Here is a 20,409-nt window from a genome sequence, read left to right as displayed (position 1 = left end):
CCTAGTGGGAGACGGGACCGCCGGTATCGGTGTGCTGTTGCGGGAATGGTGGCAGCAGCGCGACGACTACCAGTGGCGCATCGATTTCCTGCGCAGCCGCGGGCTGCTGTCGATCCTGCGGTGGGTGATCGCCGGCATCGGCGCGACATTGGGCCTGCTGTCGGCCTACAACGCGTTCGTACCGCCGGGCGCCGACGGCGCGCTGATCCGCACCGGCTGGGCGGTGGTCGCGGTCGGCTCGCTCGGCTGGGCGGCCCGTTGGGCGCTGCGGCCGTGGCCGAACGTGGTGGAGTCGGCGGTGCTCATCATCGCCGTCGACGTGTTGATGACGGTGTCGGCGTTGCTGTTCGGCGATCCGACACTGGCCATGTCGGGCATCCCGATCCTGCTGTGCGCGGGCGGATACGTCGCGTTCTTCCACGGCCCGCGGCTGCATCTGATCCACATCGCGTGGTGCATCGTGTCGGTGCTGGGAATCGCGGTGTGGCTGGCGTTGTCGGATCCGGTGTTCGGTCCGCAGGTCGCGGCGTCGCGGGCGGTCATCGCGCTCGCGGTCACGGTGTGCGTGCTGCCCGCGCTGCAGTTCGGGTTCTGGCTGCTGCAGGACAGCTCGATGCAGTCGCTGACCGATCCGCTGACCGAGCTGACCAACCGGCGCGGGCTGGCGGTGTCGGTGAAACGGCTCAACGCCGACGCGCCCGCCGGGGAGCACCTGTGCGCGCTGCTGATCGACGTCGACGGCTTCAAGCGGGTCAACGACACCTTCGGTCACGCCGTCGGCGACGACGTGCTCATCCGCACCGCGCGCCGGATCCGGGCCAGCGTCGACGACGCCGCGGTGGTGGTGCGCTGGGGCGGTGAGGAGTTCCTCGTCGTCGACCGGATCGCGCGCCAGCACGCCCCCGAGGTCGCCGAGCGGATCCGCGCGGCGGTCGCCGAACCGGCGGACCCGACCGTCACCGTGAGCATCGGGCTGGCCACCTGCGAACGCCCCGACATCGACCTGATCGACGTGATCGGCGCGGCCGACGCGGCGATGTACGAGGCCAAGGCCGAGGGCGGCAACCGCGTCGTGGTCGTCACCAACGGCTCCACCAACGGCGCTACCTGACGGTCAGCTCTGCTTGCGGCGCTCGCCGTTGTGCGGCGTGAGGTGCTCGGCGAGGAACGCGAGCACGTCGTCGGCCTTGGCGAACCCGCCGAGGTGGCTCTCGTCGGGCATCAGCAGCAGGTCGACGGCGGGCAGGTGCTCGGCGGCGGCCTGCGCGTCGGCCAGCGAGATGATCGAGTCCGCGTCGCCGTGCCACCACCGCACCGGGACGTCCACGTCGGCCATCCGGAAACCCCAGTCGAGGCCGAACAGGCGGGCGTCGTCGAGCAGCGCCTGGAACCCGCCGTTGGCGACGTGCACGATGTCGTCGATGAACATCGCCTCGATCTCCGGGTTGGCGAAAACCCGCTTGTCGCCGTCGGGCATCACGGCGGCCAGACCGGAGTAGGCCAGGTGGGCCAGGGGAATCACCGGGGTCAGCAGGCTCGCGGTGACCGCGGCGAACGGCCGGCGCAGTGCCGACGTCACCGCCGACAACTGCCGGGCCAGCGTGATCGCGCCGCTGGCGGTGGCGTCCGGGCCCACCGACGGGGTGACCCCGCCCAGGACGGCGACGGCGGCCACCCGGTCGCGCAGGGCGGGCATCCCGGCGCAGGCCAGCGCATACGGGCCGCCGCCGGAGAGTCCGGCGACGCCGATGCGGTCAGCGCCGAGGACATCGGCGACATGCGCCATATCGGTGGCCCAGTCGCCGATCTGGCCGTACTTGTGCCGATCGCTCAGGCCCGAGCCCGCCCGCTCGACGAGCACCACCCGCAGGCCGAGCCGTTCGGCCGCGCGCCGGCCGACGATCGGCAGCTGGCGCCGGCCGCCCGGGGTGCCGTGGAACCACAGCACGACCGGGCCGGTCGGATCACCGAACTCGGCGTAGCCCAGCCGGCGGCCGCCGGGCAGGAAGAACGTGCCCTCGGCACGCGGTGGTTCGCAGCGGGGCACCCCCGGAGGGTGGCGCCACGGGTTCGCGGGGCTCATGGACGCATGGTAACCGTGGCGTTACACCCGTGGTCACGCGTGTCAACCCGTGCCGTCAGTCCGGGAAGTCCAGCGGAACCCCGAGCGTCGAGATCGTCGCGGCCAGGCCGTCGTATTGCGCTGCGAGCAGACAGAATTCGATCAGCTGCGGCTTGCTGAAGTGTCGGCTGAGCTGCTGCCAGGTCTCGGGGGACACCCCGCGGGTGACGACGAACTCGTCGGTCGCGGTGATCAGGACCCGTTCCTTCTCGGCCAGCCCTTCGGCGTCGGGGCCCTCGAAGATGCGCGCCTGAGTCTCTTTGTCGAGCCCGCGCGAGCGTGCCAGCCTGCGGTGCTGCTGCAACTCGTACTCGCTGTCGCGCAGGTGTGCGACGCGCAGGATCACCACTTCGGCGTCGCGCCGCGACAGCTTGCCCGCGTAGAGCAGGTACGCCGACAGTGGCAGCCAGGCCAGGAACATCAGCCGGTGCCGGCCCAGCACGTTCATCAGGCTGAACCGGGGCCGGCGGATGCCGCGGGCACCGCCCTTGGCGATCAGCCAGTTCAGCGGGCCGAGATCCTTGAAGCCGCCGGGCGGGATGCGTTCGGTCATGACTGCTTCACCAGGTACGGCGAGACGGTGGAGCGGTGCTCGTCGATGTCGAGCGCGCGGCCGAGCGCGGGGAACGCGCGCTGCGGGCAGTTGTCGCGCTCGCACACGCGGCAACCGGCGCCGATCGGCGTCGCGGGCACATTGGGATCACCGGTCACCAGGCCTTCCGAGTAGACCAACCGCTGCGCGTGTCGCAGTTCGCAGCCGAGGCCGATCGCGAACGTCTTACCCGGCTGACCATAGCGGGTGGCGCGGCGCTCCACGGTGCGCGCCACCCACATGTAGGCCCGGCCGTCGGGCATCTCGGCGATCTGCACCAGGATCTTGCCCGGGTTGGCGAACGTCTCGTAGACGTTCCACAGCGGGCAGGTGCCGCCGCTGGACGAGAAGTGAAAACCGGTGGCGGACTGGCGTTTCGACATGTTCCCGGCCCGGTCGACCCGGACGAACGAGAACGGCACCCCGCGCATCGTCGGGCGCTGAAGCGTCGAAAGCCGGTGACAGATCGTCTCGTAGCTCACCGAGTAGTACGCCGACAACCGCTCGATGTCATAGCGGAACCTCTCGGCCACCTCATGGAACTGCGCGTACGGCAGCACCGCCGCGGCGGCGAAGTAGTTCGCCAACCCCATCCGGGCCAGCTTCTTGGACTCCTCGCTGGTGAAATGCCCGTCCTCGACCAGCTTTTCGATCAGATCGCCGCACTCCAGGTAGGCCAGCTCGGCAGCCATCCGGAACACCCGCTGCCCGGCCGAGAGCTGGGTGCCGATCTCCAGACGCTTGGTGGCCGGGTCGTAGCGGTGCATCACGGCCTCGCCGAGGTCCGGGCTGCGGATGATCGTCACACCGTGCACGAACCGCAGCCGGTCGGCCAGGTCGCTGGCCAGCTCCCCGCGGTGCACCCGCATGTCCGCGGTGAGGTTCTCGGCGGCCACGTCGAGGTCGTGCAGATAGTTCTGCCGTTCGTAGAAGTAGTCGCGGACTTCCTCGTGCGGCATCGAGATCGCGCCGGAACCGCTGGCGCCGGACCCGATACCGCCGAGGAACCGGTCCTCGGTCGCGGCGGCCAACTGGGTGGTGGTCAGCTGGTAGCGGCGGTGCAGGTTCACCATCGCCCGCGCCAGCCCCGGATGCGACGCGACCATGTCGGCGACCTCGGCCGGGTCGACGTCGACGTCGAGGTCGCGGTCCATCAGGACCTCGCGCAGTTCGGCGATCAGCCGGGTGTCGTCCTGGGAGGCGAAGAACGTCGCGTCGACCCCGAACACCTCGGTGATCCGCAGCAGCACCGCGACGGTCAGCGGGCGCACGTCGTGCTCGATCTGGTTCAGGTAGCTCGGTGAGATCTCCAGCATCTGCGCGAGCGCGGCCTGGCTGAAGCCGCGCTCACTGCGCAGCTGCCGGACCCGGGCGCCGACGTACGTTTTGGCCACATCACCGAGCGTAACAACCCTGCTAAGGCTGTATTTGCAGCGTTGGCAGACCAGCCCCGTGTGGCAGTATCGGAACCCGTGAGTAGTACTGGACGGCCGGTTGCGGGCCTGGCGAAGACGATGATGCCGGTGCCGGATCCGCACCCCGATGTCTTCGACGTCCAGTGGCCGCTGCGGGTCGCCGACGTCGACCGCGAGGGCCGGCTCAAGTTCGACGCCGCCACCCGCCACATCCAGGACATCGGGACCGATCAGCTGCGGGAGATGGGCTTCGAGGAGACCCATCCGCTGTGGATCGTGCGCCGGACCATGATCGACATGATCGAGCCGGTCGTGTTCAAGGACATGCTGCGGCTGCGCCGCTGGTGCTCGGGGACGTCGAACCGGTGGTGCGAGATGCGGGTCAGGGTCGAGGGGCGCCGGTCCGGCCTTCTGGAATCCGAGGCGTTCTGGATCAACATCAACCGCGAGACCCAGGGGCCCGCGCGAATCAGCGACGACTTCATCGAAGGCCTTCGGCGCACCACGGGCGAGACCCGGTTGCGGTGGAAGGCCTACCTGACGCCCGGCTCCCGCGACGATGCCGCCTCCGTGCACCGGTTCCCGGTGCGCGTCAGCGATATCGACATCTTCGACCACATGAACAACGCGGTGTACTGGAGCGTCGTCGAGGACTACCTGGCGTCGCGGCCCGAGCTGATGAAGGCGCCGCTGCGGGTCGCCATCGAGCACGATCTGCCGGTGGCTCTCGGCGACGATCTGGAGATCATCCGCCACGAGTATCCGGCGGGTTCGACCGACAAGTTCGGCGAGGAACTCACCGATCGCGCTGTTACAACCCTCACATATGTGGTCGGCGACGAGACGAAAGCCGTCGCCGCGATCTTCCCGCTCTGAGTGCGCCAGCTAAACAGTACGGGCGTACTGACCTGCGCATATTCGCTACTCGCCGGTAGCTTCTGAACCGGTCAAGGCCCGCACCTTCTTTGCAAACTTTGCAAATTCCCGCGCACGGTTGGCGAAAATTGGCAAGCGAAACGGGTGGACCTGCGCTTATGGGCTGAGGCATGCTCGTCGTAGCAAGCCGGTGAACTCGCCGGAGCATTAACAAAGGCTGTGAGTCCTCCCCGTCGGGAGGTTTGCAGTGCTGTGCAACACATCGAAGGAGCAGGCCCCGCCATGACGAAGTCGACCGTTGGCACGCCGAAGAGCCCGGAGCAGATCCAGCACGATTGGGACCACAACCCCCGCTGGAAGGGCATCACCCGCACCTACACCCCCGATGACGTCATCGCCCTGCAGGGCCACGTCGTCGAGGAGCACACCCTGGCCCGCCGCGGCGCCGAGGTGCTGTGGGAGCAGCTGCACGACATGGACTTCGTCAACGCGCTCGGCGCGCTGACCGGCAACATGGCCGTCCAGCAGGTCCGCGCCGGCCTGAAGGCGATCTACCTGTCCGGTTGGCAGGTCGCCGGCGACGCCAACCTGTCCGGCCACACCTACCCCGACCAGAGCCTCTACCCGGCCAACTCGGTGCCGCAGGTGGTGCGCCGCATCAACAACGCGCTGCTGCGCGCCGACGAGATCGCCAAGGTCGAGGGCGACACCTCCGTCGAGAACTGGCTCGCCCCGATCGTGGCCGACGGTGAGGCCGGCTTCGGTGGCGCGCTGAACGTCTACGAACTGCAGAAGGCGATGATCGCCGCCGGTGTCGCCGGTTCGCACTGGGAGGACCAGCTGGCCTCGGAGAAGAAGTGCGGCCACCTCGGTGGCAAGGTGCTGATCCCGACCCAGCAGCACATCCGCACCCTGACCTCGGCCCGCCTGGCCGCTGACGTCGCCGGCGTGCCGACCGTCGTCATCGCCCGCACCGACGCCGAGGCCGCGACGCTGATCACCTCCGACGTCGACGAGCGCGACCAGCCGTTCATCACCGGCGAGCGCACCGCCGAGGGCTTCTACCGGGTCAAGAACGGCCTGGAGCCCTGCATCGCCCGCGCCAAGGCCTACGCGCCGTACTCCGACCTGATCTGGATGGAGACCGGCACCCCGGACCTGGAGCTGGCCAAGAAGTTCGCCGAGGGCGTCAAGAGCGAGTTCCCGGACCAGATGCTGGCCTACAACTGCTCGCCGTCGTTCAACTGGCGCAAGCACCTCGACGACGCGACGATCGCGAAGTTCCAGAAGGAACTCGGCGCGATGGGCTTCAAGTTCCAGTTCATCACCCTCGCCGGCTTCCACGCGCTCAACTACTCGATGTTCGATCTGGCGCACGGCTACGCCCGCAACCAGATGACCGCCTACGTCGAGCTGCAGGAGCGCGAGTTCGCCGCCGAGGAGCGTGGCTACACCGCGACCAAGCACCAGCGCGAGGTCGGCGCCGGTTACTTCGACCGGATCGCCACCACCGTGGACCCGACCAGCTCGACCACCGCGCTCGCGGGCTCGACCGAAGAGGGCCAGTTCCACTAGCCCTCCCCGACGGCGAGCGTGCGTGTCTGCAGGCGCCACGCCGTGCCACACGCAGACAAAGCGCACGCTCGTGCAGCTTGACAGCGCAGACCCCGCCCACAAATCTTGGGCGGGGTCTGACGCATGTAACAGGAGAAAAATCTTGAGCATTGAACGTGTAGGTGTGGTCGGCGCAGGGCAGATGGGTTCGGGCATCGCCGAGGTGGCCGCGAAAGCGGGCGCGAACGTCGTCGTCTACGAGCCGTCGGACGCGCTCGTCAACGCGGGGCGGGGACGCATCACCGCGTCGCTGGAGCGGGCGAAGGCCAAGGGCAAGCTCGCCGCCGACGACTTCGAGATCACGCTGGGACGGCTGAGTTTCACCACCGACCTCGCCGATCTGGCCGACCGTCAGCTGGTGATCGAGGCGATCATCGAGGACGAGGCCGTCAAGGCCAAGCTCTTCGCGCAGCTCGACGAGGTCGTCACCGACCCGGATGCGGTGCTGGCGTCGAACACCTCCAGCATCCCGATCATGAAAATCGCTGCGGCGACCAAGAACCCGAGCCGGGTGCTGGGCCTGCACTTCTTCAACCCGGTGCCGGTGCTGCCGCTGGTCGAGGTGATCAACACGCTCGTGACGTCCGAGGACGCGATCGCGCGGGTCGAGCAGTTCGCGAGCGACGTGCTGGGCAAGAAGGTCGTGCGCTGCGGCGACCGCTCGGGCTTCATCGTGAATGCGCTGCTGGTGCCGTACCTGCTCTCGGCGATCCGGATGGCCGAGGCGGGCGTCGCGACGGTCGAGGACATCGACACCGCGATCGTCGCCGGGCTCTCGCACCCGATGGGCCCGCTGCGGCTGTCGGACCTGATCGGCCTGGACACCATGAAGCTGATCGCGGACTCGATGTACGACGAGTACAAGGACCCGAACTTCGCACCGCCGCCGCTGCTGCAGCGCATGGTCGAGGCCGGTCAGCTCGGCAAGAAGTCGGGTAAGGGCTTCTACACCTACTGAGGCGTTTTCGATCGCCGAGTGCACGCTTTCTGACCCGCTTTCGCGGATTTCGCATCAGATTGCGTGCATTCGGGAACCGCTGGGCCTCGCGATGCGCCTAACAGTGTGTGCGGGAACTGTTTCTGGGCTCGGAGGCGCTGGCCTGCGGTGCGGTGACGCGGCAGGACCTCCGCCGGCGATACGTCAAGATTCATCACAATGTGTATGCGCCGCAAGGCATGTCGCTGACGGCCCGCGACCGTGCGGTCGCGGCGTGGCTGTGGTCGGGACGACGAGCCACCCTCGCCGGGCTGTCGGCGGCGGCGATGCACGGTGCGCGGTGGCTGCCCGACGACGCCCCGGCTGAGCTGACCCGCGTGCGGTGCGGGAGTCCGCCGGGCATCTCCATTCACCGCGACACCCTGCTCGCCGGCGAGGTCTGCCTGGTGCAGAGCATCGACTGCACGATCGTCCCCCGTACCGCATTCGACCTCGGCCGCCGGATCCGCGGCGATGAGGCCGTCATTCGGATCGATGCCCTGCTGAACGCGACGCGCCTGCCGGTGTCGGACGTGGCCGCACTCGCCGCACGCCACCCCGGAGTGCGGGGGATCCGCCGGCTACGGGAAATTCTTGCGCTGGTCGACGGCGGTGCCGAGTCGCCGCAGGAGACCCGCGTGCGGTTGGTTCTGGTCCGCGGCGGCGCACCGAAACCGCAGACACAGATCCCCATTGCCAACGCGTCCGGCCGAGTCGTCCGGCGAATCGACATGGGCTGGCCCGAGTACTGCGTCGGCGTTGAGTACGACGGCGAGCACCATTGGACAGACCCCGCCGCCCACGCCGACGACATCATGCGGCTGGAGTTCCTGGCGGCGCGGGGATGGATCATCGTTCGCGTCAGTGCACGACAGCTCCGTGACGACCCTGCCGGGATCTGGCGGCGTGCCGAGCCGGCGTTACGCCGGCGCGGGTGGCCAGGACCGCCGCGAGTGCACGGTTTGTGACGGGTTTTGGGGCAGATTCGCGCAGAATGCGTGCGCTCGGCGAGCGGCGCCCAAGGCCCCCTACGCCGTGCCCCCCTTACACCGCGGCCAGCCGCTTCTTCTCCGCCTCGACGTCGAAGTCCGGCGGCGGCCAGGACATGTTGAGCCCCTTGAGCGCCTCGATCAGCAGCTCGGTGATCGCGAGCCGGCTGTACCACTTCCGGTTGCAGGGCACGATGTGCCAGGGCGCGTAATCGGTCGACGTCCGATCCAGCATCGCCTGGTAAGCCTGTTGGTAGGCAGGCCATTTCAGTCGCTCGTCGATGTCGCCCGGGTTGTACTTCCAGTACTTGTCCGGCCGTTCGAGCCGCTCGGCGAGCCGCTTCTTCTGCTCGTCGAGTGACACGAACATCGCGACCTTCACGATTGTCGTTCCGGCGGAGACGAGTTCACGTTCGAACGCGTTGATCTCGTCGTAGCGCGGCTCCCACACCCCGGGCGGGACCAGATTGTGCACCCGCACGATCAGCACGTCTTCGTAATGCGACCGGTCGAACACCCCGATGTGACCCGCGGCGGGCAGCGCCTTGCGCACGCGCCACAGGTAGTGGTGGGAGAGCTCCTCGGCGGTCGGCTTACCGAAGCTGCGGTACTGCACCCCCTGCGGATTGCAGCCACCCACAACATGTTTGACGATGCCGCCCTTGCCCGCGGTGTCCATGCCCTGCAGCACCAGCAGCAGCGAGCGGGTGTCGCCGGCGCGGCTGTTGGCGTAGAGCATCTCCTGCAGTTCGGCGAACCGCGTGTTGCGTTCGGCTTGCAGCGTCGGCGCGTCGGACTTGTCGCCGCGAAAGCCGGGGGTGGCGTCGGCGTCGATGTCGGCCACTTTGACCCCGGCCCGGAACCGCAGCTGCACGCGCGGTTCGTGGCTCCACAGGGACGGCAGCGCGTCGGGTTCGGTCACACCGCCTAGTCAAGCAGCTGCGAGGGCAGCGCCGGGGACGGATGCGGACTGTTGCGGAACGTTTCCAGCGATCCGTTCACCTCGACGATGCCGCACAGCGCGCTCCACGACAGCATCGCCAGGTAGTCGATCAGCTCGTCGGCGGTCATCCTGGGGTTCGACATCCAGGAGTGCGTCGCCAGCTGGACGCCACCGACGGTGTGGAACGCCCACGGTTCGGCGCCGGAGGCGTCCATCCCCACCGACAGCATCCGGCGGCGCAGCATCACCGCGAGCATGCGCGCGATGATGGCCTCCGAGTCGGCCACCGCCTTGCTCTTGCTGGCGGAGTTGTTGGCCATCACGAACCGGTACGGCTCGGGCTCATTGGCCACCGTCTCCACGTAGACGCGGATGACCTCGCGGGTCAGCTCGTAGCCGTCGAGATTCGACGACAGCGCCGCAGCCATGTTCGGGATCAGCGTGGTCTGCGCGAAGCGCATCATCACCGCGGTGGTGAGGTCGTTCTTGTCGACGAAGTAGCGGTACAGAACGGTCTTGGAGACACCGATCTCGGCGGCGATCTCATCCATGCTGACGTTACTGCCGAGCCGACGGATGGCATCGAGTGTGCCGTCCACCAACTCGTTACGGCGCTCGACCTTGTGCTGGTGCCAGCGCCGTTTCCGTCCATCCGTCTTGACCGCCACGGGCGGGGATTGTTGTGCCACGTTCGCGCAGTCCGTTCCCTAAGTCCGTGACGATAATACGGCGGTGATCGGACCTGGGCCGGACCGCGGCGCAGACGGGTACTCCAGCACGCGTGGATGATGTAGGTGTGGCACACCGACCCGAGGTCGCCGGCGCGGCGACCGCCCCGGTGCGCCGGAGTTTCGCCGAGAAGCTCGCGGGCGCCGACTCCGCGGCGGACGCGGAGCGACGGCGCGGACTACGGCGCATGAAGCTGGTCGCGCTGAGCTTCTTACTCGGCGCGACCGTCGTCTTCCTGTTCTGCACCTGGTGGCAGTCCCAGGGCGCCCCGTCCTGGGTCGGCTACGTCCGCGCGGCCGCCGAGGCCGGGATGGTCGGCGCGCTGGCCGACTGGTTCGCGGTGACGGCGTTGTTCAAGCATCCGCTGGGCATCCCCATTCCGCACACCGCGATCATCAAACGGAAGAAAGACCAGCTCGGCGAGGGTCTGAGCAGCTTCGTGCGGGAGAACTTCCTGTCCGCGGAGAACGTCGAGACCAAGCTGCGCGACGCCGACATCGCCAGCCGGGTGGGCAAGTGGCTGTGCGATCGCCGGCATGCCGAACGGGTCGCCGCCGAGGTCGCGACGGTGCTTCGGGTGCTGGTCGAGTTGCTGCGTGACGAGGACGTCCAGCAGGTGCTGGACCGGATGATCGTCAAACGGATCGCCGAGCCGCAGTGGGGGCCGCCGATCGGGCGGGTGCTGACCTCGCTGCTGGCCGAGGGGCGCCAGGAGGCGCTGCTGCAGCTGCTTGCCGACCGCGCATTCCAATGGTCCCTGGACGCCGACGAGATCATCGAGCGCGTCATCGAACGGGATTCGCCGACGTGGTCGCCGCGCTGGGTCGACCACCTGGTGGGCGAACGGATCCACCGCGAACTGATGGACTTCACCGACAAGGTGCGCCGCAACCCCGATCACGAGCTGCGCCGCTCCGCGACACGGTTCCTGTTCGAGTTCGCCGACGACCTGCAGAACGACGCGGCGACGATCCAGAAGGCCGAGAACGTCAAAGAGCAGATCATGGCCCGCGACGAGGTCACCCGGGCCGCCGAGACGGCCTGGACCGCGGCCAAGCGGATCATCCTGGAGTCCGTCGACGACCCGTCCTCGACGCTGCGCACCCGCATCGCCGACACCGTCGTGCGGATCGGGGAGTCCCTGCGCGACGACGCCGATCTGCGCGACAAGGTGGACAACTGGGTGGTGCGCGGCGCCCAGCATCTGGTCTCCCAATACGGGGCGGAAATCACGACGATCATCACCGACACGATCGAGCGCTGGGATGCCGAGGAGGCCAGTCGGCGCATCGAACTGCATGTCGGCCGTGACCTGCAATTCATCCGGATCAACGGCACGGTCGTCGGCGCGCTGGCGGGCCTGGTGATCTATTCGATAGCCCAGCTACTGTTCTGACCTGCGCTAACGGGTGCTTGCAAAAGTTAGCACTCCGTCGTACGGTGGTGGATGTCGGTAATCGGATACCCACCGCAACACAGGGAGCAAGGCATGTCACCGCCGTCGCAGGATGAGAATCTTGCCGCTGTCGTGTCCAACGCCGCGCAGGACATCGGTTCGTTCATCCGCTCCCAGCGCGAAGCTGCGCAGGTGTCGGTGAGGCAGCTGGCCGAGAAGGCGGGCGTGTCCAACCCGTACCTCAGTCAGATCGAGCGCGGCCTGCGGAAGCCGTCCGCAGATGTGCTCAACCAGATCGCCAAGGCGTTGCGGGTTTCGGCCGAGGTGCTCTACATCCAGGCCGGGATCCTCGAGCCGAGTGAGAGCAACCACGTTCGCGACGCGATCGTCACCGACACGGCGATCAACGAGCGGCAGAAGCAGGTGCTGCTCGACATCTACAACTCGTTCTGCCAGCAGAACGAGGCCGCCTCCGCGGACGACGGGGTGGACGCATCCGGTACGCGTGACGCAGATGAGGAGCCCGCAACTGAACAAGACAAGAGCCCTCTAGAGATCCCCTCTACTCCGCAATCCATCACAGAACTCGATCCTGAAAAGGAAGGAATGAACCATGGCTGAGACCAAGAATCTCGACATCGACGACCTGAAGGCCCCGCTGCTCGCCGCTGTGGGCGCTGCCGACCTCGCGCTGGAGCGTGTCAACGAGATCGTCGCGACGCTGCGCGAGCGCGCCGGCGAGGCCCGCACCGACGCCGAGAGCCGCGTCGAGGAGAGCCGGGCCCGGGTGGCCAAGCTGCAGGAAGACCTGCCGAGCCAGTTCGGTGACCTGCGCGACAAGCTGACCTCCGACGAGCTGCGCAAGTTCGCCGAGGGATACGCCGAGGCCGCCCAGACCACCTACACCAAGCTGATCGAGCGTGGCGAGGCCGCGCTGGAGCGCCTGCGCAACCAGCCGGCTCTCGAAGAGGCCGCCAGCCGCGTCGAGGAGTACACCGACCAGGCCGTCGAGCTGACCCAGGAGGCGCTGGGCAACGTCGCCTCGCAGACCCGCGCGGTCGGCGAGCGTGCCGCCAAGCTGGTCGGCGTCGAGCTGCCGAAGAAGGCCGAAGAGGCCGCCGCCCCCGTCAAGGCCGCCGCCGAGAAGGCCCCGGCCAAGAAGGCGCCGGCCAAGAAGGCCGCAACCCCGGCCACGGCCGCGAAGGCTTCGGCCACGGTTCCGGCCAAGAAGGCCCCCGCCAAGAAGGCGCCGGCCAAGAAGGTCACCCAGAAGTAATCACCGCCGCACAGGGCGGAAGTTAGACCGACAGGACGTAACCCGCATAGGCTGTGGAGCGTGGAGCTCCAAATCCTTGCGGGTTACGTCCTCGGCATCGTGAAGATCGTCGTGCTGGTCACGATCATCTACGCGCTCGTACACGCGGCGATGCAGCGGCCGGACGCCTACACCGCGGTGGACAAGCTGACCAAGCCGGTCTGGCTGGTCATCCTCGGCCTCGGTCTGCTGCTGGCATTGGTGCTCGATATCACCGGCACGGCGATCGCCGCCGTCGCGGCGGGGGTGTACCTCGTCGATGTGCGTCCCAAAATTCTTGAGGTGCAAGGAAAGTCACGATAGTGCGGATCGCTGCGATCGCGCTGGCCGCCGCCGCGCTTCCCGGCCTGCTCGCGCCCGTGGCGGCGGCGGCCCCCGCCGACACCCCGCCGCCCTACATCGACCACGTCACGTGGGCCAAGTGGGGCGACCTGTCGAGCCTGCGGGTCTACCCGACCCCGGCCGCGCGTCGGGCCTCCGGGCACGCAGGCACCCAGCCACTGGCCCAGGCCGCGTGGAACGAGGTCCTGACGCTCTCACCCGACGCCGCGATCCCCGGGATGTGGGAGCAGTTCCTGTGCCACTGGAACCTCGCCGAGTTCGCCCAGCCCGGTAAGACCAGCTGGAACCTCGAACCGTGGCGCCCCGAGGTCAGCTACGAGGAGATGGTCGCCAAGCGGTGCAACCCGGGCGGCACCGAAGAACCCTTCTGATGGGGTCCTACACCCGCGCTCAGGTCGCGGCCCTCGTCGATCACACCCTGCTCAAACCCGAAGCCACCGAGGCCGACGTCGCATCGTTCGTCGCCGAGGCGCAGGAACTCGCGGTGAAGGCGATCTGTGTGTCCCCGACCTTCGTCCCGACGGTCCGGTCCCTGGCCCCTGACGCGACGACCGCGTCGGTCGTCGGATTCCCGTCCGGCAAGCACCTTTCGGCGGTCAAGGCCGAGGAGGCGCGTGCCGCGGCCGCCGCGGGGGCGGCCGAGATCGACATGGTGATCGACATCGGCGCCGCGCTGGCGGGCGAACTCGACCGGGTACGAGCCGATATCGCGGCGGTGCGCGCCGCGGCGCCGGAGGCCGTGCTCAAGGTGATCGTCGAATCGGCGGCGCTGCTGGAGTTCAGCGGCTGGCCGATCCTGGTCGACGTGTGCCGGGTCGCCGAGGACGCCGGGGCCGACTTCGTCAAAACCTCCACCGGATTTCACCCCAGCGGCGGGGCATCCCCGCGCGCGGTGGAGCTGATGGCCGGCGCGGTCGAGGGCCGGCTCGGCGTCAAGGCCAGCGGCGGAATCCGCACGGCCGAGGCGGCCACCGCGATGCTCGACGCGGGTGCCACCCGGCTCGGGTTGTCCGGCACCCGCGCCGTTCTCGACGGTTTCGGGGTCTAGAGACCCGCGAAGCAGGGGTCCTGCTGGCCCTTCGGGATCGACGCGTTGCGCGTCGAGAACTGGCTGATCACACCGGAATCGGTGACCTCGACGGAGTCGGCCTTGATGTCCATCGGGTAGTCCTGCGTCAGTTCGGAGGTGAACGCGTCCAGCGCGGGCTGCACCGCCTCACGCGGCAGCGTGAACCCGAGCCCGGTGACGCGCTGCACCTGCAGCGACAGCCCACCGTTGACGACCTCGGGCTTGGCGGTGATGCTGCCGAGCGCCCCTTCGAGTTCGATGGTGCCGTCGCTGGCGTTGGTCGTGACGCCGGTGACGAAGCTGCCGACGAGCGGAATGGCGCCCTGGATCGTCTGCTTGATGCCCTCGGTGCTCCAGCTGATGTTGGCGACCAGCGAGCCGATCGAACCGCTGGAGGTCGGGGAGTCCTCCAGCCGCACGTCGTTGATGTCGAGGTTGACCTTCATGCCCTTGGCGTCGCGGACCTGGTTGCCCGCGGTCTCGATCCGGATGTTGGTGTAGTGGCCGGACATGTGCTGCAGCAGGAACGGCGGCATCACGCCGAACGACGCGGTCGCATCGTCTTGGACCACGCACTCCACGGTGCCGGCGACGATGGTGTCGGCGCGGTTGCGCGCGTACAGCTCACCGCCGAGCAGGCACGCGAACACCAGCGCGAGCACGATCACGACGACGAGCACCACCGAGACGGGGTCGCTGAAGATCCGCTTGAGCTTGGCGGGCAGCGAGGAATCCTCCGGCGAGGCGGGGACGGGCTGGCCCGGGTCCGGCGGGAACTGCCCCGGCGGGGGGCCTGGCTGTTGCGGCGGTCGGGCCCAGGGATCGGTCACGCCCGCGATTCTGCCTTACCGGCATGAGCCCAACCTGAGCGGTTGTGCATCACCGCGACGGTCTCGCGGGCTTTGCGGGCCGCGTCCAGGTCGATATCGCACACCAGAAGCTCGGGGTCCTCACCCGCGGATGCCAGCACGTCACCCAGCGCGGAGGCGACCAGGCTGCCGCCCACACCGGTGGGGCCGAGCTTGGCGATCTCGTCGCCGGGGTAGGCCTGCCCGACCGCGGCGACCACACTGTTGGTGTCGATCGCCCGGGCCCGGGCCAGCAGCGTCCACTGGTCGAGCTTGCCCGGCCCGGTGCCCCAGGAGGCGTGCGCGGTGATCACCTCGGCGCCGTGTTCGGCCAACTCGACGTACAACTCCGGGAAGCGGATGTCGTAGCAGAGCGTCAGGCCGACGGTGACCGGGCCCGACTCGGTGTCTACGGAGATGACGACCGGTTCCCGGCCGGGGGCGACGGTCTTGGATTCGACGAAGCCGAACGCGTCGTAGAGGTGGATCTTGTCGTAGCGCGCCTCCACCCCCGGGCCGGTGGCCAGCAGCGTGTTGAACGCGCGACCGTCCTCGGACGGGACGAACATGCCGGCGACGACGACCACCCCGGCGCGCGCGGCGATGTCGCGCACCCCGGTGGCCCACGGACCGTCGAACGGTTCGGCGACCTCGCCGAGCGGCACCCCGAACCGGCACATCGTCGCCTCGGGGAACAGCACCAGCGACGCACCCGCGTCGGCCGCGCGCCGGGTGTACTCGTCGACCAGGCCCAGGTTGTGCCGCGGGTCGGTACCGCTGCGGATCTGGGCCAGTGCGACCCGCATCTCTGAACGCATGGCACCCAGCCTAGTTACGGCCCCCAGGCCGGCCGGTCGGCCTTCGCGGCCTTCTTACCGAGCTTTCCGGAGCGGACCTGCGCGGCCAGGCTGTCCAGGATCACCCGCGAGCTCATCAGCGCGGTCTGCTCGGCCCAGTCGTAGGGCGGCGAGCACTCCACCACCTCGATGCCCGCCAGGCCGGGCTCGGAGATCATCTTGACCAGGTTCAGCGCCTCGCGGGGCAACAGGCCGCCCGGCTCCGGCCACCCGGTGCCGGGGACGAAGCCGGCGTCGATCACGTCGATGTCGAACGACAGGTACACCGCCTTGGCGCCCTTCCACGCGATCTCCAGCGCGGTCTCCGCGATTTTCTCGATGCCGACGCGTTCGACGTCGCCGACGGTGATCACCGTCGATTTGCGTTCGCGGCCCACCTTGACGCCTTCGCGGGGGCTCTGCCAGCCGCCGATGCCGATCTGCACCAGGTTGGTCGCGGGCGCGTTCTTGATGTTGGTGGCGTGGAACCACGGCGTGGTGTGCATCCGCTCGTCGAGGTCGGTCTCCTGGGTGTCGACGTGGCGGTCGAAGTGGATGATGCCGATGTTGCCGTCCATGTGGGGGGCCAGGCCGCGGATGGTCGGGAAGCCGATCGAATGGTCACCACCGAGCACGATGGGCATGACCCCCTTGCTCGCGACATGCGCCATCGCGGTGCTGATCTGGTCGAACGACTTCTCCAGGTTGCCCGGGATGGTGAACACGTCGCCGATGTCGACCATGTTGAGCTGCTCGCGCAGATCGACCCCGGATTCGTAGTTGTAGGTGCCGAACAGGTTGGTGGAGCGCCGGATTCCCTGCGGGCCGAACCGGGTGCCGGGCCGGTAGGTGGCGCCGGCGTCGAGCGGGACACCGAAGATCGCGACCTCGGCGTCGCCGACCTCGTTGACGTCCTCGATGAACGGGCACTTCAGGAAAGTCCCGCGCTCGCCGGCGAAATGCGGTTTCTCGCCGCGCACGAACGTGGAGATGGTGCGGTCGTTGATCGTCGGCGCGGCCTCCAGGCCGTAGGTCAGGCCGCGGTCGATCTCCTCCCGCAGCCGGCGGTCGCCGAGATTGGCCTCGACCTGCTGGGCCCACGCGCCTTCGGCATTCGGTAGCGACGGGTCTGGGTAGTCGGACATGAGAGCTCCCAAAGCGTCGTCTTGTCGCTGACCGGGTACGACGCACCTCGTCCGGGGCGCCGGATCGCACAGCGCCTGCGACAATTGTTGGCACAGCGGCGAATCCCTGTCCACCGGAAGTGGAAACACACCGTTAACGCGACGTGCTAACGCAGGTAATGCGCCGGGCTTTTCCTGACGTGGACTCACATGTGCATGTGGGGCGCGTCTAGGGTTCCGCCGGCCGTACTCGTTGACGGCCGGGTCTGGTCCGAGAGACGCAGGCGGCCGGCACCGACGCATGACCGTTCCACGGCGGGACAAAAGCCCGGGAGACTCCAGCGTGGTTGGGAGACTCCAATGATTCTTGTGGGCGTGGCGATCAGCATCGCCATAGTCGTCGCCGTCGGTTTCTACGTGTCCAAACGGATCGAAGGCGACAGCTCCAATTTCCTCGTCGGCGGCCGGATGCTGCCGTTCTGGCTGGTCGGTGGCGCGCTGATGGGCGCGGCCGTCGACACCAACGCCACCCTCGGAAACACCGATCTGGCCTTCGAATTCGGCTTCTGGGCCGGCGCGTGCCTGCCGCTGGGGCTGGCGCTGTGCCTGACCATCACCGGGATCTTCTTCGCCAAACCGATGAACCGGATGGGTCTGACGTCGTTCCCGGACTACTACCGGCTGCGGTTCGGCCGCTCGGTCGAGGTCGGCGCGTCGGTGCTGCTGGCCGTCGCGTTCTGCATGCTGGTGGCCGGCAACCTGGTGGCCGGTGGGTTGCTGTTCAACTACTTCCTCGGGATGCCGTACTGGCTGGGAGTGGTGCTGATCGCGGCGATCGCGGTGGCCTACACCGGCACCGGCGGGCTGATCGCCGACGCGTACACCGCGATCATCCAGATGTCGCTGATCCTGGTCGGCGCGATCGGGTTGTTCTTCTGGATGACGAGCACCCACGGCCTCGACATCGCCGAGGGCACAGGGCCTTTCGCGCTCGGCCAGCTCAGCGACCCGGCGCAGGGTGCGGTGATCAACTGGGCGACGCTGATCGCGCTCGGCATCGGCGACATCGTCGCGATCGACTTCATGGCCCGGGTGTTCTCCGCGAAGTCGCCCGAGGCGGCGCGGCGCGCGTGCTTCACCGCGGCGACCGGAACCGTGGCGATCTGCATCCCGTTCGGGCTCGTCGTGCTCGCCGCGCACTCGTTCCTGCCCGAGGAGCTCGACGGACCCGTGCTGTTCGTATTGCTCAACGATTACGCCCCCGTCGGGTTGACGGTGCTGGTGCTGTGCGGGCTGGTCGGTGCGTCGATGTCGACGGCCAACGGCGCGATCCTGGCGATCTCCAACGTGTGCGTGCGCAACCTCGGCGGGGTGCGCCGGGTGCACGTGCCCGGCCGGCGGGATCCGCTGCTGCGGGCCACCCGTGTCGCGATGGTGCCGATGACGTTGTTCTCGATCGTGTTCGCGATCTACGTCCAGCAGACCGGCATCCTGCTCACGCTGGCGTTCGACCTGATGTTGGCGTGCCTGATCGTGCCGTTCATCCTCGGGTTGGTGTGGCGACGCGGGACGACGACTGCCGCGGTCGCCGCGATCGCGGTCGGATTCGTGGTCCGGATCGGGCTTTTCGTGATGACACCGACGATGTTCGGCGTCGAGAACACCATTCTGTACATCCCGAACAGCCTGATCGACGCGTCGTTCGACGGATGGCCGACGTTCATCGCGTTCGCCGCGGGCCTGCTGACCTACGTCGCGGTGGCGCTGGCCACCCCGCCGGCGGCGCTGCGCGGGCTCGACCTGCAGGTCGCCGACGATCTCGACGACATCCTCGATGCGGCCGATCAGCTGGAGAAGACCGGCGAGCCGGTCGCGGCGAAGGTGCCCGCCGAGGCTAGCTGACCGGTGCGACGGCGTCCCACGGCACCGTGAGGACGCCGTCGCGCAGGCTGCGCCGTGGGGTCTCGATCGGAAAGCCTTCGTTGACAAGGAGATCGAGCATCGCGCGCCACCGGATCCGCGGGCCGAAGACACCGTGGCCGGCGACGCTGACCCACGCGCGGTCGGCGGCACGCAGCAGGGTGTGGATCGGTTGCCCCTCGACGTTGAGATGGATCAGCACCTTCGGCAGCCGTTCGGCGAGGTCGGAGGGCCGTTCGATCGCGAACGGGTCGCACGCCAGCGTCAGGCTGACGGGGGAGTCCGCGTCCAGCAGCACCCAGCAGCACAGCCGGCCCAGTTCGTCGCACGTGCCGTCGACGATCAATCCGCCGGGCGCGATCCGGCCGCGCATCGCGTCCCAGGCCCCGGCGACCTCCTCGACCGGGTACTGGCGCAGCACGTTGAAGGCGCGCACCAGGATCGGCCGGTGGCCCGCCAATTCGAAGCCGCCGAGCGCGAATTCGACGCCGGGTTGGGCGGCGGCCTGCCCGGCGCGCACCCGTTCGGGTTCGATCTCCAGCCCGACCACCCGCACGTCGCGGCGGACCGCCCGCAGCCGGATCGCGAGCTCCAACGTCGTCACCGGTTTGGCGCCGTAGCCGAGATCGACGACCAGCGGATCGGCGGCGGTCTGCAGCGCGGTGCGCACCCGCGACGAGTGCACCAGCCAGCGGTCGCTGCGCCGCAGCCGATTGTGGCCCGTGGTGCCCCGGGTCACCTGTCCGAGCGGGGCCATGGCTCGATGGTAAGGGCCTGCTCAGCCGTTCTCGGTGATCCACTCCGTGGTGAAACGCTGTTCGGCGACCATCAGGTCCACCAGCTGGCTGCCGATGAAGTTCTCGATCTTGCCGCCGACCAGTGGCACCCGCACCTCCACGGTGGCCCGCAGGGCCAGCCGGGACACCAGAGCGCCCTCGTCGTCGGCCACCGACGACAACGTCGCGTCCCCGCTCAGCGACGCGGGCGCCCCCGGGATCGATCCGCGCACCGTCGCCCCCGAACGCCGGTTGCTGATCGGTGTCCAGATCTCCTCGCGCACGAAGCTCAGATCGCCCCGGTGGAACTGCGTGACCACCCCGGGCAGCCGGTCGGCGCGCAGGGTCTGGGTGGTTCTGACCCGGATCCCGCCGTCGGCGTCGATGGTCAGCTCGTCGAGGGTGGCGTGGTCGGCGCCGGAATCCTGCAGACGCACCAGCCAGTACCGCTCGTCGCCGAGCGCCCGGTGCACCTGCTCGACGGTGCCCCCGTAGTCCGTGGCCATGTCGAATGAACGCGGCATAGC

Annotated in this window: 22 protein-coding genes and 2 riboswitches; of the genes, 12 read left to right on the top strand and 10 right to left on the bottom strand. The window is 68.5% G+C overall.

The genetic code is table 11. From position 1 onward, the window contains the following. The first annotated feature begins 4 nt into the window (after nucleotides 1–4). On the top strand, nucleotides 5–1,111 hold the full coding sequence (locus BST38_RS05005) for a GGDEF domain-containing protein (protein WP_083142169.1): 1,107 nt from the start codon (nucleotides 5–7) through the stop codon (nucleotides 1,109–1,111). Between the two features lie 3 nt (nucleotides 1,112–1,114). Here BST38_RS05005 and BST38_RS05000 read toward each other — a convergent pair whose 3' ends face one another. From BST38_RS05000 to ramB, 3 genes are read right to left on the bottom strand one after another with little or no spacing between them, the layout of a single operon-like run. Next, on the bottom strand, nucleotides 1,115–2,083 hold the full coding sequence (locus BST38_RS05000; protein ID WP_083142168.1) for an alpha/beta fold hydrolase: 969 nt from the start codon (nucleotides 2,081–2,083) through the stop codon (nucleotides 1,115–1,117). Nucleotides 2,084–2,138: 55 nt separating this feature from the next. Further along, a complete protein-coding gene (locus tag BST38_RS04995; RefSeq protein ID WP_083142167.1) occupies nucleotides 2,139–2,675 on the bottom strand; it encodes a carboxymuconolactone decarboxylase family protein in 537 nt (178 codons plus the stop codon). After that, entirely contained in the window at nucleotides 2,672–4,108 is a 1,437-nt protein-coding gene (gene ramB / locus BST38_RS04990) for an acetate metabolism transcriptional regulator RamB (RefSeq protein WP_083142166.1), read from the bottom strand. Before ramB ends, BST38_RS04995 begins: the two co-directional genes overlap by 4 nt. Before the next feature lie 120 nt (nucleotides 4,109–4,228). Here ramB and BST38_RS04985 point away from each other — a divergent pair, with 120 nt between their 5' ends. From BST38_RS04985 to BST38_RS04970, 4 genes are all read left to right on the top strand, one after another. Beyond that, nucleotides 4,229–5,005: an acyl-[acyl-carrier-protein] thioesterase gene (locus BST38_RS04985; RefSeq protein ID WP_083142165.1), complete on the top strand. Its 777-nt coding sequence runs from the start codon at nucleotides 4,229–4,231 to the stop codon at nucleotides 5,003–5,005. Nucleotides 5,006–5,287: 282 nt separating this feature from the next. Then, the gene (gene aceA / locus BST38_RS04980; protein ID WP_083142164.1) at nucleotides 5,288–6,580 is read left to right on the top strand and encodes an isocitrate lyase; all 1,293 of its coding nucleotides are present in this window, start codon (nucleotides 5,288–5,290) and stop codon (nucleotides 6,578–6,580) included. A 142-nt stretch (nucleotides 6,581–6,722) separates the two neighbouring features. After that, nucleotides 6,723–7,577: a 3-hydroxybutyryl-CoA dehydrogenase gene (locus BST38_RS04975; RefSeq protein ID WP_083142163.1), complete on the top strand. Its 855-nt coding sequence runs from the start codon at nucleotides 6,723–6,725 to the stop codon at nucleotides 7,575–7,577. 107 nt (nucleotides 7,578–7,684) lie between these two features. Next, nucleotides 7,685–8,563, top strand: coding sequence for a hypothetical protein (locus BST38_RS04970; RefSeq protein WP_083142162.1), 879 nt, complete (start codon nucleotides 7,685–7,687; stop codon nucleotides 8,561–8,563). A gap of 76 nt (nucleotides 8,564–8,639) precedes the next feature. On the opposite strand, the gene BST38_RS04965 is transcribed toward BST38_RS04970, so the two are convergent. Beyond that, nucleotides 8,640–9,506, bottom strand: coding sequence for a polyphosphate kinase 2 family protein (locus tag BST38_RS04965; protein ID WP_083142161.1), 867 nt, complete (start codon nucleotides 9,504–9,506; stop codon nucleotides 8,640–8,642). A gap of 5 nt (nucleotides 9,507–9,511) precedes the next feature. After that, entirely contained in the window at nucleotides 9,512–10,216 is a 705-nt protein-coding gene (locus tag BST38_RS04960) for a TetR/AcrR family transcriptional regulator (protein WP_083142160.1), read from the bottom strand. 107 nt (nucleotides 10,217–10,323) lie between these two features. Between BST38_RS04960 and BST38_RS04955 the strand changes: the two genes are divergently transcribed. From BST38_RS04955 to deoC, 6 genes are all read left to right on the top strand, one after another. Continuing rightward, nucleotides 10,324–11,652 carry a DUF445 domain-containing protein gene (locus BST38_RS04955; RefSeq protein WP_083142159.1) on the top strand — a complete coding sequence of 443 codons (1,329 nt, stop codon included), beginning with the start codon at nucleotides 10,324–10,326 and terminating at the stop codon, nucleotides 11,650–11,652. A gap of 93 nt (nucleotides 11,653–11,745) precedes the next feature. Beyond that, entirely contained in the window at nucleotides 11,746–12,273 is a 528-nt protein-coding gene (locus BST38_RS04950; protein ID WP_083142158.1) for a helix-turn-helix domain-containing protein, read from the top strand. Further along, on the top strand, nucleotides 12,266–12,928 hold the full coding sequence (locus tag BST38_RS04945) for a heparin-binding hemagglutinin (RefSeq protein WP_083142157.1): 663 nt from the start codon (nucleotides 12,266–12,268) through the stop codon (nucleotides 12,926–12,928). The genes BST38_RS04950 and BST38_RS04945 overlap by 8 nt, the downstream gene beginning before the upstream one ends. A 60-nt stretch (nucleotides 12,929–12,988) precedes the next feature. Continuing rightward, complete coding sequence (locus BST38_RS04940; protein ID WP_083142156.1) at nucleotides 12,989–13,270, top strand: DUF2516 family protein; 282 nt, start codon at nucleotides 12,989–12,991, stop codon at nucleotides 13,268–13,270. Continuing rightward, nucleotides 13,270–13,680, top strand: a complete 411-nt coding sequence (locus tag BST38_RS04935) for a DUF2599 domain-containing protein (protein ID WP_083142155.1) — start codon at nucleotides 13,270–13,272, stop codon at nucleotides 13,678–13,680. The genes BST38_RS04940 and BST38_RS04935 overlap by 1 nt, the downstream gene beginning before the upstream one ends. Beyond that, nucleotides 13,680–14,357 (top strand): deoxyribose-phosphate aldolase, encoded by a 678-nt coding sequence (gene deoC, locus BST38_RS04930; RefSeq protein ID WP_083142154.1) that lies wholly within the window; start codon nucleotides 13,680–13,682, stop codon nucleotides 14,355–14,357. The genes BST38_RS04935 and deoC overlap by 1 nt, the downstream gene beginning before the upstream one ends. On the opposite strand, the gene BST38_RS04925 is transcribed toward deoC, so the two are convergent. The 3 genes from BST38_RS04925 to BST38_RS04915 are packed head-to-tail and all read right to left on the bottom strand — an operon-like array spanning nucleotide 14,354 to nucleotide 17,207. After that, entirely contained in the window at nucleotides 14,354–15,208 is an 855-nt protein-coding gene (locus tag BST38_RS04925; protein WP_083142153.1) for an LmeA family phospholipid-binding protein, read from the bottom strand. The genes deoC and BST38_RS04925 overlap by 4 nt on opposite strands. Then, nucleotides 15,205–16,032, bottom strand: a complete 828-nt coding sequence (locus tag BST38_RS04920; RefSeq protein WP_181792101.1) for a carbon-nitrogen hydrolase family protein — start codon at nucleotides 16,030–16,032, stop codon at nucleotides 15,205–15,207. Before BST38_RS04920 ends, BST38_RS04925 begins: the two co-directional genes overlap by 4 nt. Before the next feature lie 26 nt (nucleotides 16,033–16,058). Beyond that, nucleotides 16,059–17,207: an agmatinase family protein gene (locus BST38_RS04915; RefSeq protein WP_083142151.1), complete on the bottom strand. Its 1,149-nt coding sequence runs from the start codon at nucleotides 17,205–17,207 to the stop codon at nucleotides 16,059–16,061. Nucleotides 17,208–17,217: 10 nt separating this feature from the next. Further along, nucleotides 17,218–17,286: riboswitch (guanidine-III (ykkC-III) riboswitch) on the bottom strand. 118 nt (nucleotides 17,287–17,404) lie between these two features. Further along, nucleotides 17,405–17,523: riboswitch (guanidine-I (ykkC/yxkD leader) on the top strand. A 23-nt stretch (nucleotides 17,524–17,546) separates the two neighbouring features. Here BST38_RS04915 and BST38_RS04910 point away from each other — a divergent pair. After that, nucleotides 17,547–19,088: a high affinity choline transporter 1 gene (locus BST38_RS04910; RefSeq protein WP_083142150.1), complete on the top strand. Its 1,542-nt coding sequence runs from the start codon at nucleotides 17,547–17,549 to the stop codon at nucleotides 19,086–19,088. On the opposite strand, the gene BST38_RS04905 is transcribed toward BST38_RS04910, so the two are convergent. Both BST38_RS04905 and BST38_RS04900 read right to left on the bottom strand, forming a co-directional pair. Then, nucleotides 19,081–19,863 carry an SAM-dependent methyltransferase gene (locus BST38_RS04905; RefSeq protein ID WP_083142149.1) on the bottom strand — a complete coding sequence of 261 codons (783 nt, stop codon included), beginning with the start codon at nucleotides 19,861–19,863 and terminating at the stop codon, nucleotides 19,081–19,083. The two genes, BST38_RS04910 and BST38_RS04905, sit on opposite strands and share 8 nt — an antisense overlap. Nucleotides 19,864–19,884: 21 nt before the next feature. Continuing rightward, the gene (locus tag BST38_RS04900) at nucleotides 19,885–20,406 is read right to left on the bottom strand and encodes a DUF2505 domain-containing protein (RefSeq protein WP_083142148.1); all 522 of its coding nucleotides are present in this window, start codon (nucleotides 20,404–20,406) and stop codon (nucleotides 19,885–19,887) included. Nucleotides 20,407–20,409 lie beyond the last annotated feature (3 nt).

Source organism: Mycolicibacterium parafortuitum (assembly GCF_002086815.1).
In the GTDB taxonomy this organism is placed as follows: Bacteria; Actinomycetota; Actinomycetes; order Mycobacteriales; family Mycobacteriaceae; genus Mycobacterium; species Mycobacterium parafortuitum.
This window is presented reverse-complemented; position numbering and strand designations above follow the sequence as displayed.

What these genes read in the sequence shown, in the direction of transcription:
- BST38_RS04905 (WP_083142149.1), bottom strand. Translation starts at nt 19,863, where the DNA reads ATGGCCCCGCTCGGACAGGTGACCCGGGGCACCACGGGCCACAATCGG.
- BST38_RS04900 (WP_083142148.1), bottom strand. Translation starts at nt 20,406, where the DNA reads ATGCCGCGTTCATTCGACATGGCCACGGACTACGGGGGCACCGTCGAG.
- BST38_RS05000 (WP_083142168.1), bottom strand. Translation starts at nt 2,083, where the DNA reads ATGAGCCCCGCGAACCCGTGGCGCCACCCTCCGGGGGTGCCCCGCTGC.
- deoC (WP_083142154.1), top strand. Translation starts at nt 13,680, where the DNA reads ATGGGGTCCTACACCCGCGCTCAGGTCGCGGCCCTCGTCGATCACACC.
- BST38_RS04995 (WP_083142167.1), bottom strand. Translation starts at nt 2,675, where the DNA reads ATGACCGAACGCATCCCGCCCGGCGGCTTCAAGGATCTCGGCCCGCTG.
- BST38_RS04985 (WP_083142165.1), top strand. Translation starts at nt 4,229, where the DNA reads ATGATGCCGGTGCCGGATCCGCACCCCGATGTCTTCGACGTCCAGTGG.
- BST38_RS04910 (WP_083142150.1), top strand. Translation starts at nt 17,547, where the DNA reads ATGATTCTTGTGGGCGTGGCGATCAGCATCGCCATAGTCGTCGCCGTC.
- BST38_RS04950 (WP_083142158.1), top strand. Translation starts at nt 11,746, where the DNA reads ATGTCACCGCCGTCGCAGGATGAGAATCTTGCCGCTGTCGTGTCCAAC.
- BST38_RS04915 (WP_083142151.1), bottom strand. Translation starts at nt 17,207, where the DNA reads ATGTCCGACTACCCAGACCCGTCGCTACCGAATGCCGAAGGCGCGTGG.
- BST38_RS04920 (WP_181792101.1), bottom strand. Translation starts at nt 16,032, where the DNA reads ATGCGGGTCGCACTGGCCCAGATCCGCAGCGGTACCGACCCGCGGCAC.
- BST38_RS04945 (WP_083142157.1), top strand. Translation starts at nt 12,266, where the DNA reads ATGGCTGAGACCAAGAATCTCGACATCGACGACCTGAAGGCCCCGCTG.
- aceA (WP_083142164.1), top strand. Translation starts at nt 5,288, where the DNA reads ATGACGAAGTCGACCGTTGGCACGCCGAAGAGCCCGGAGCAGATCCAG.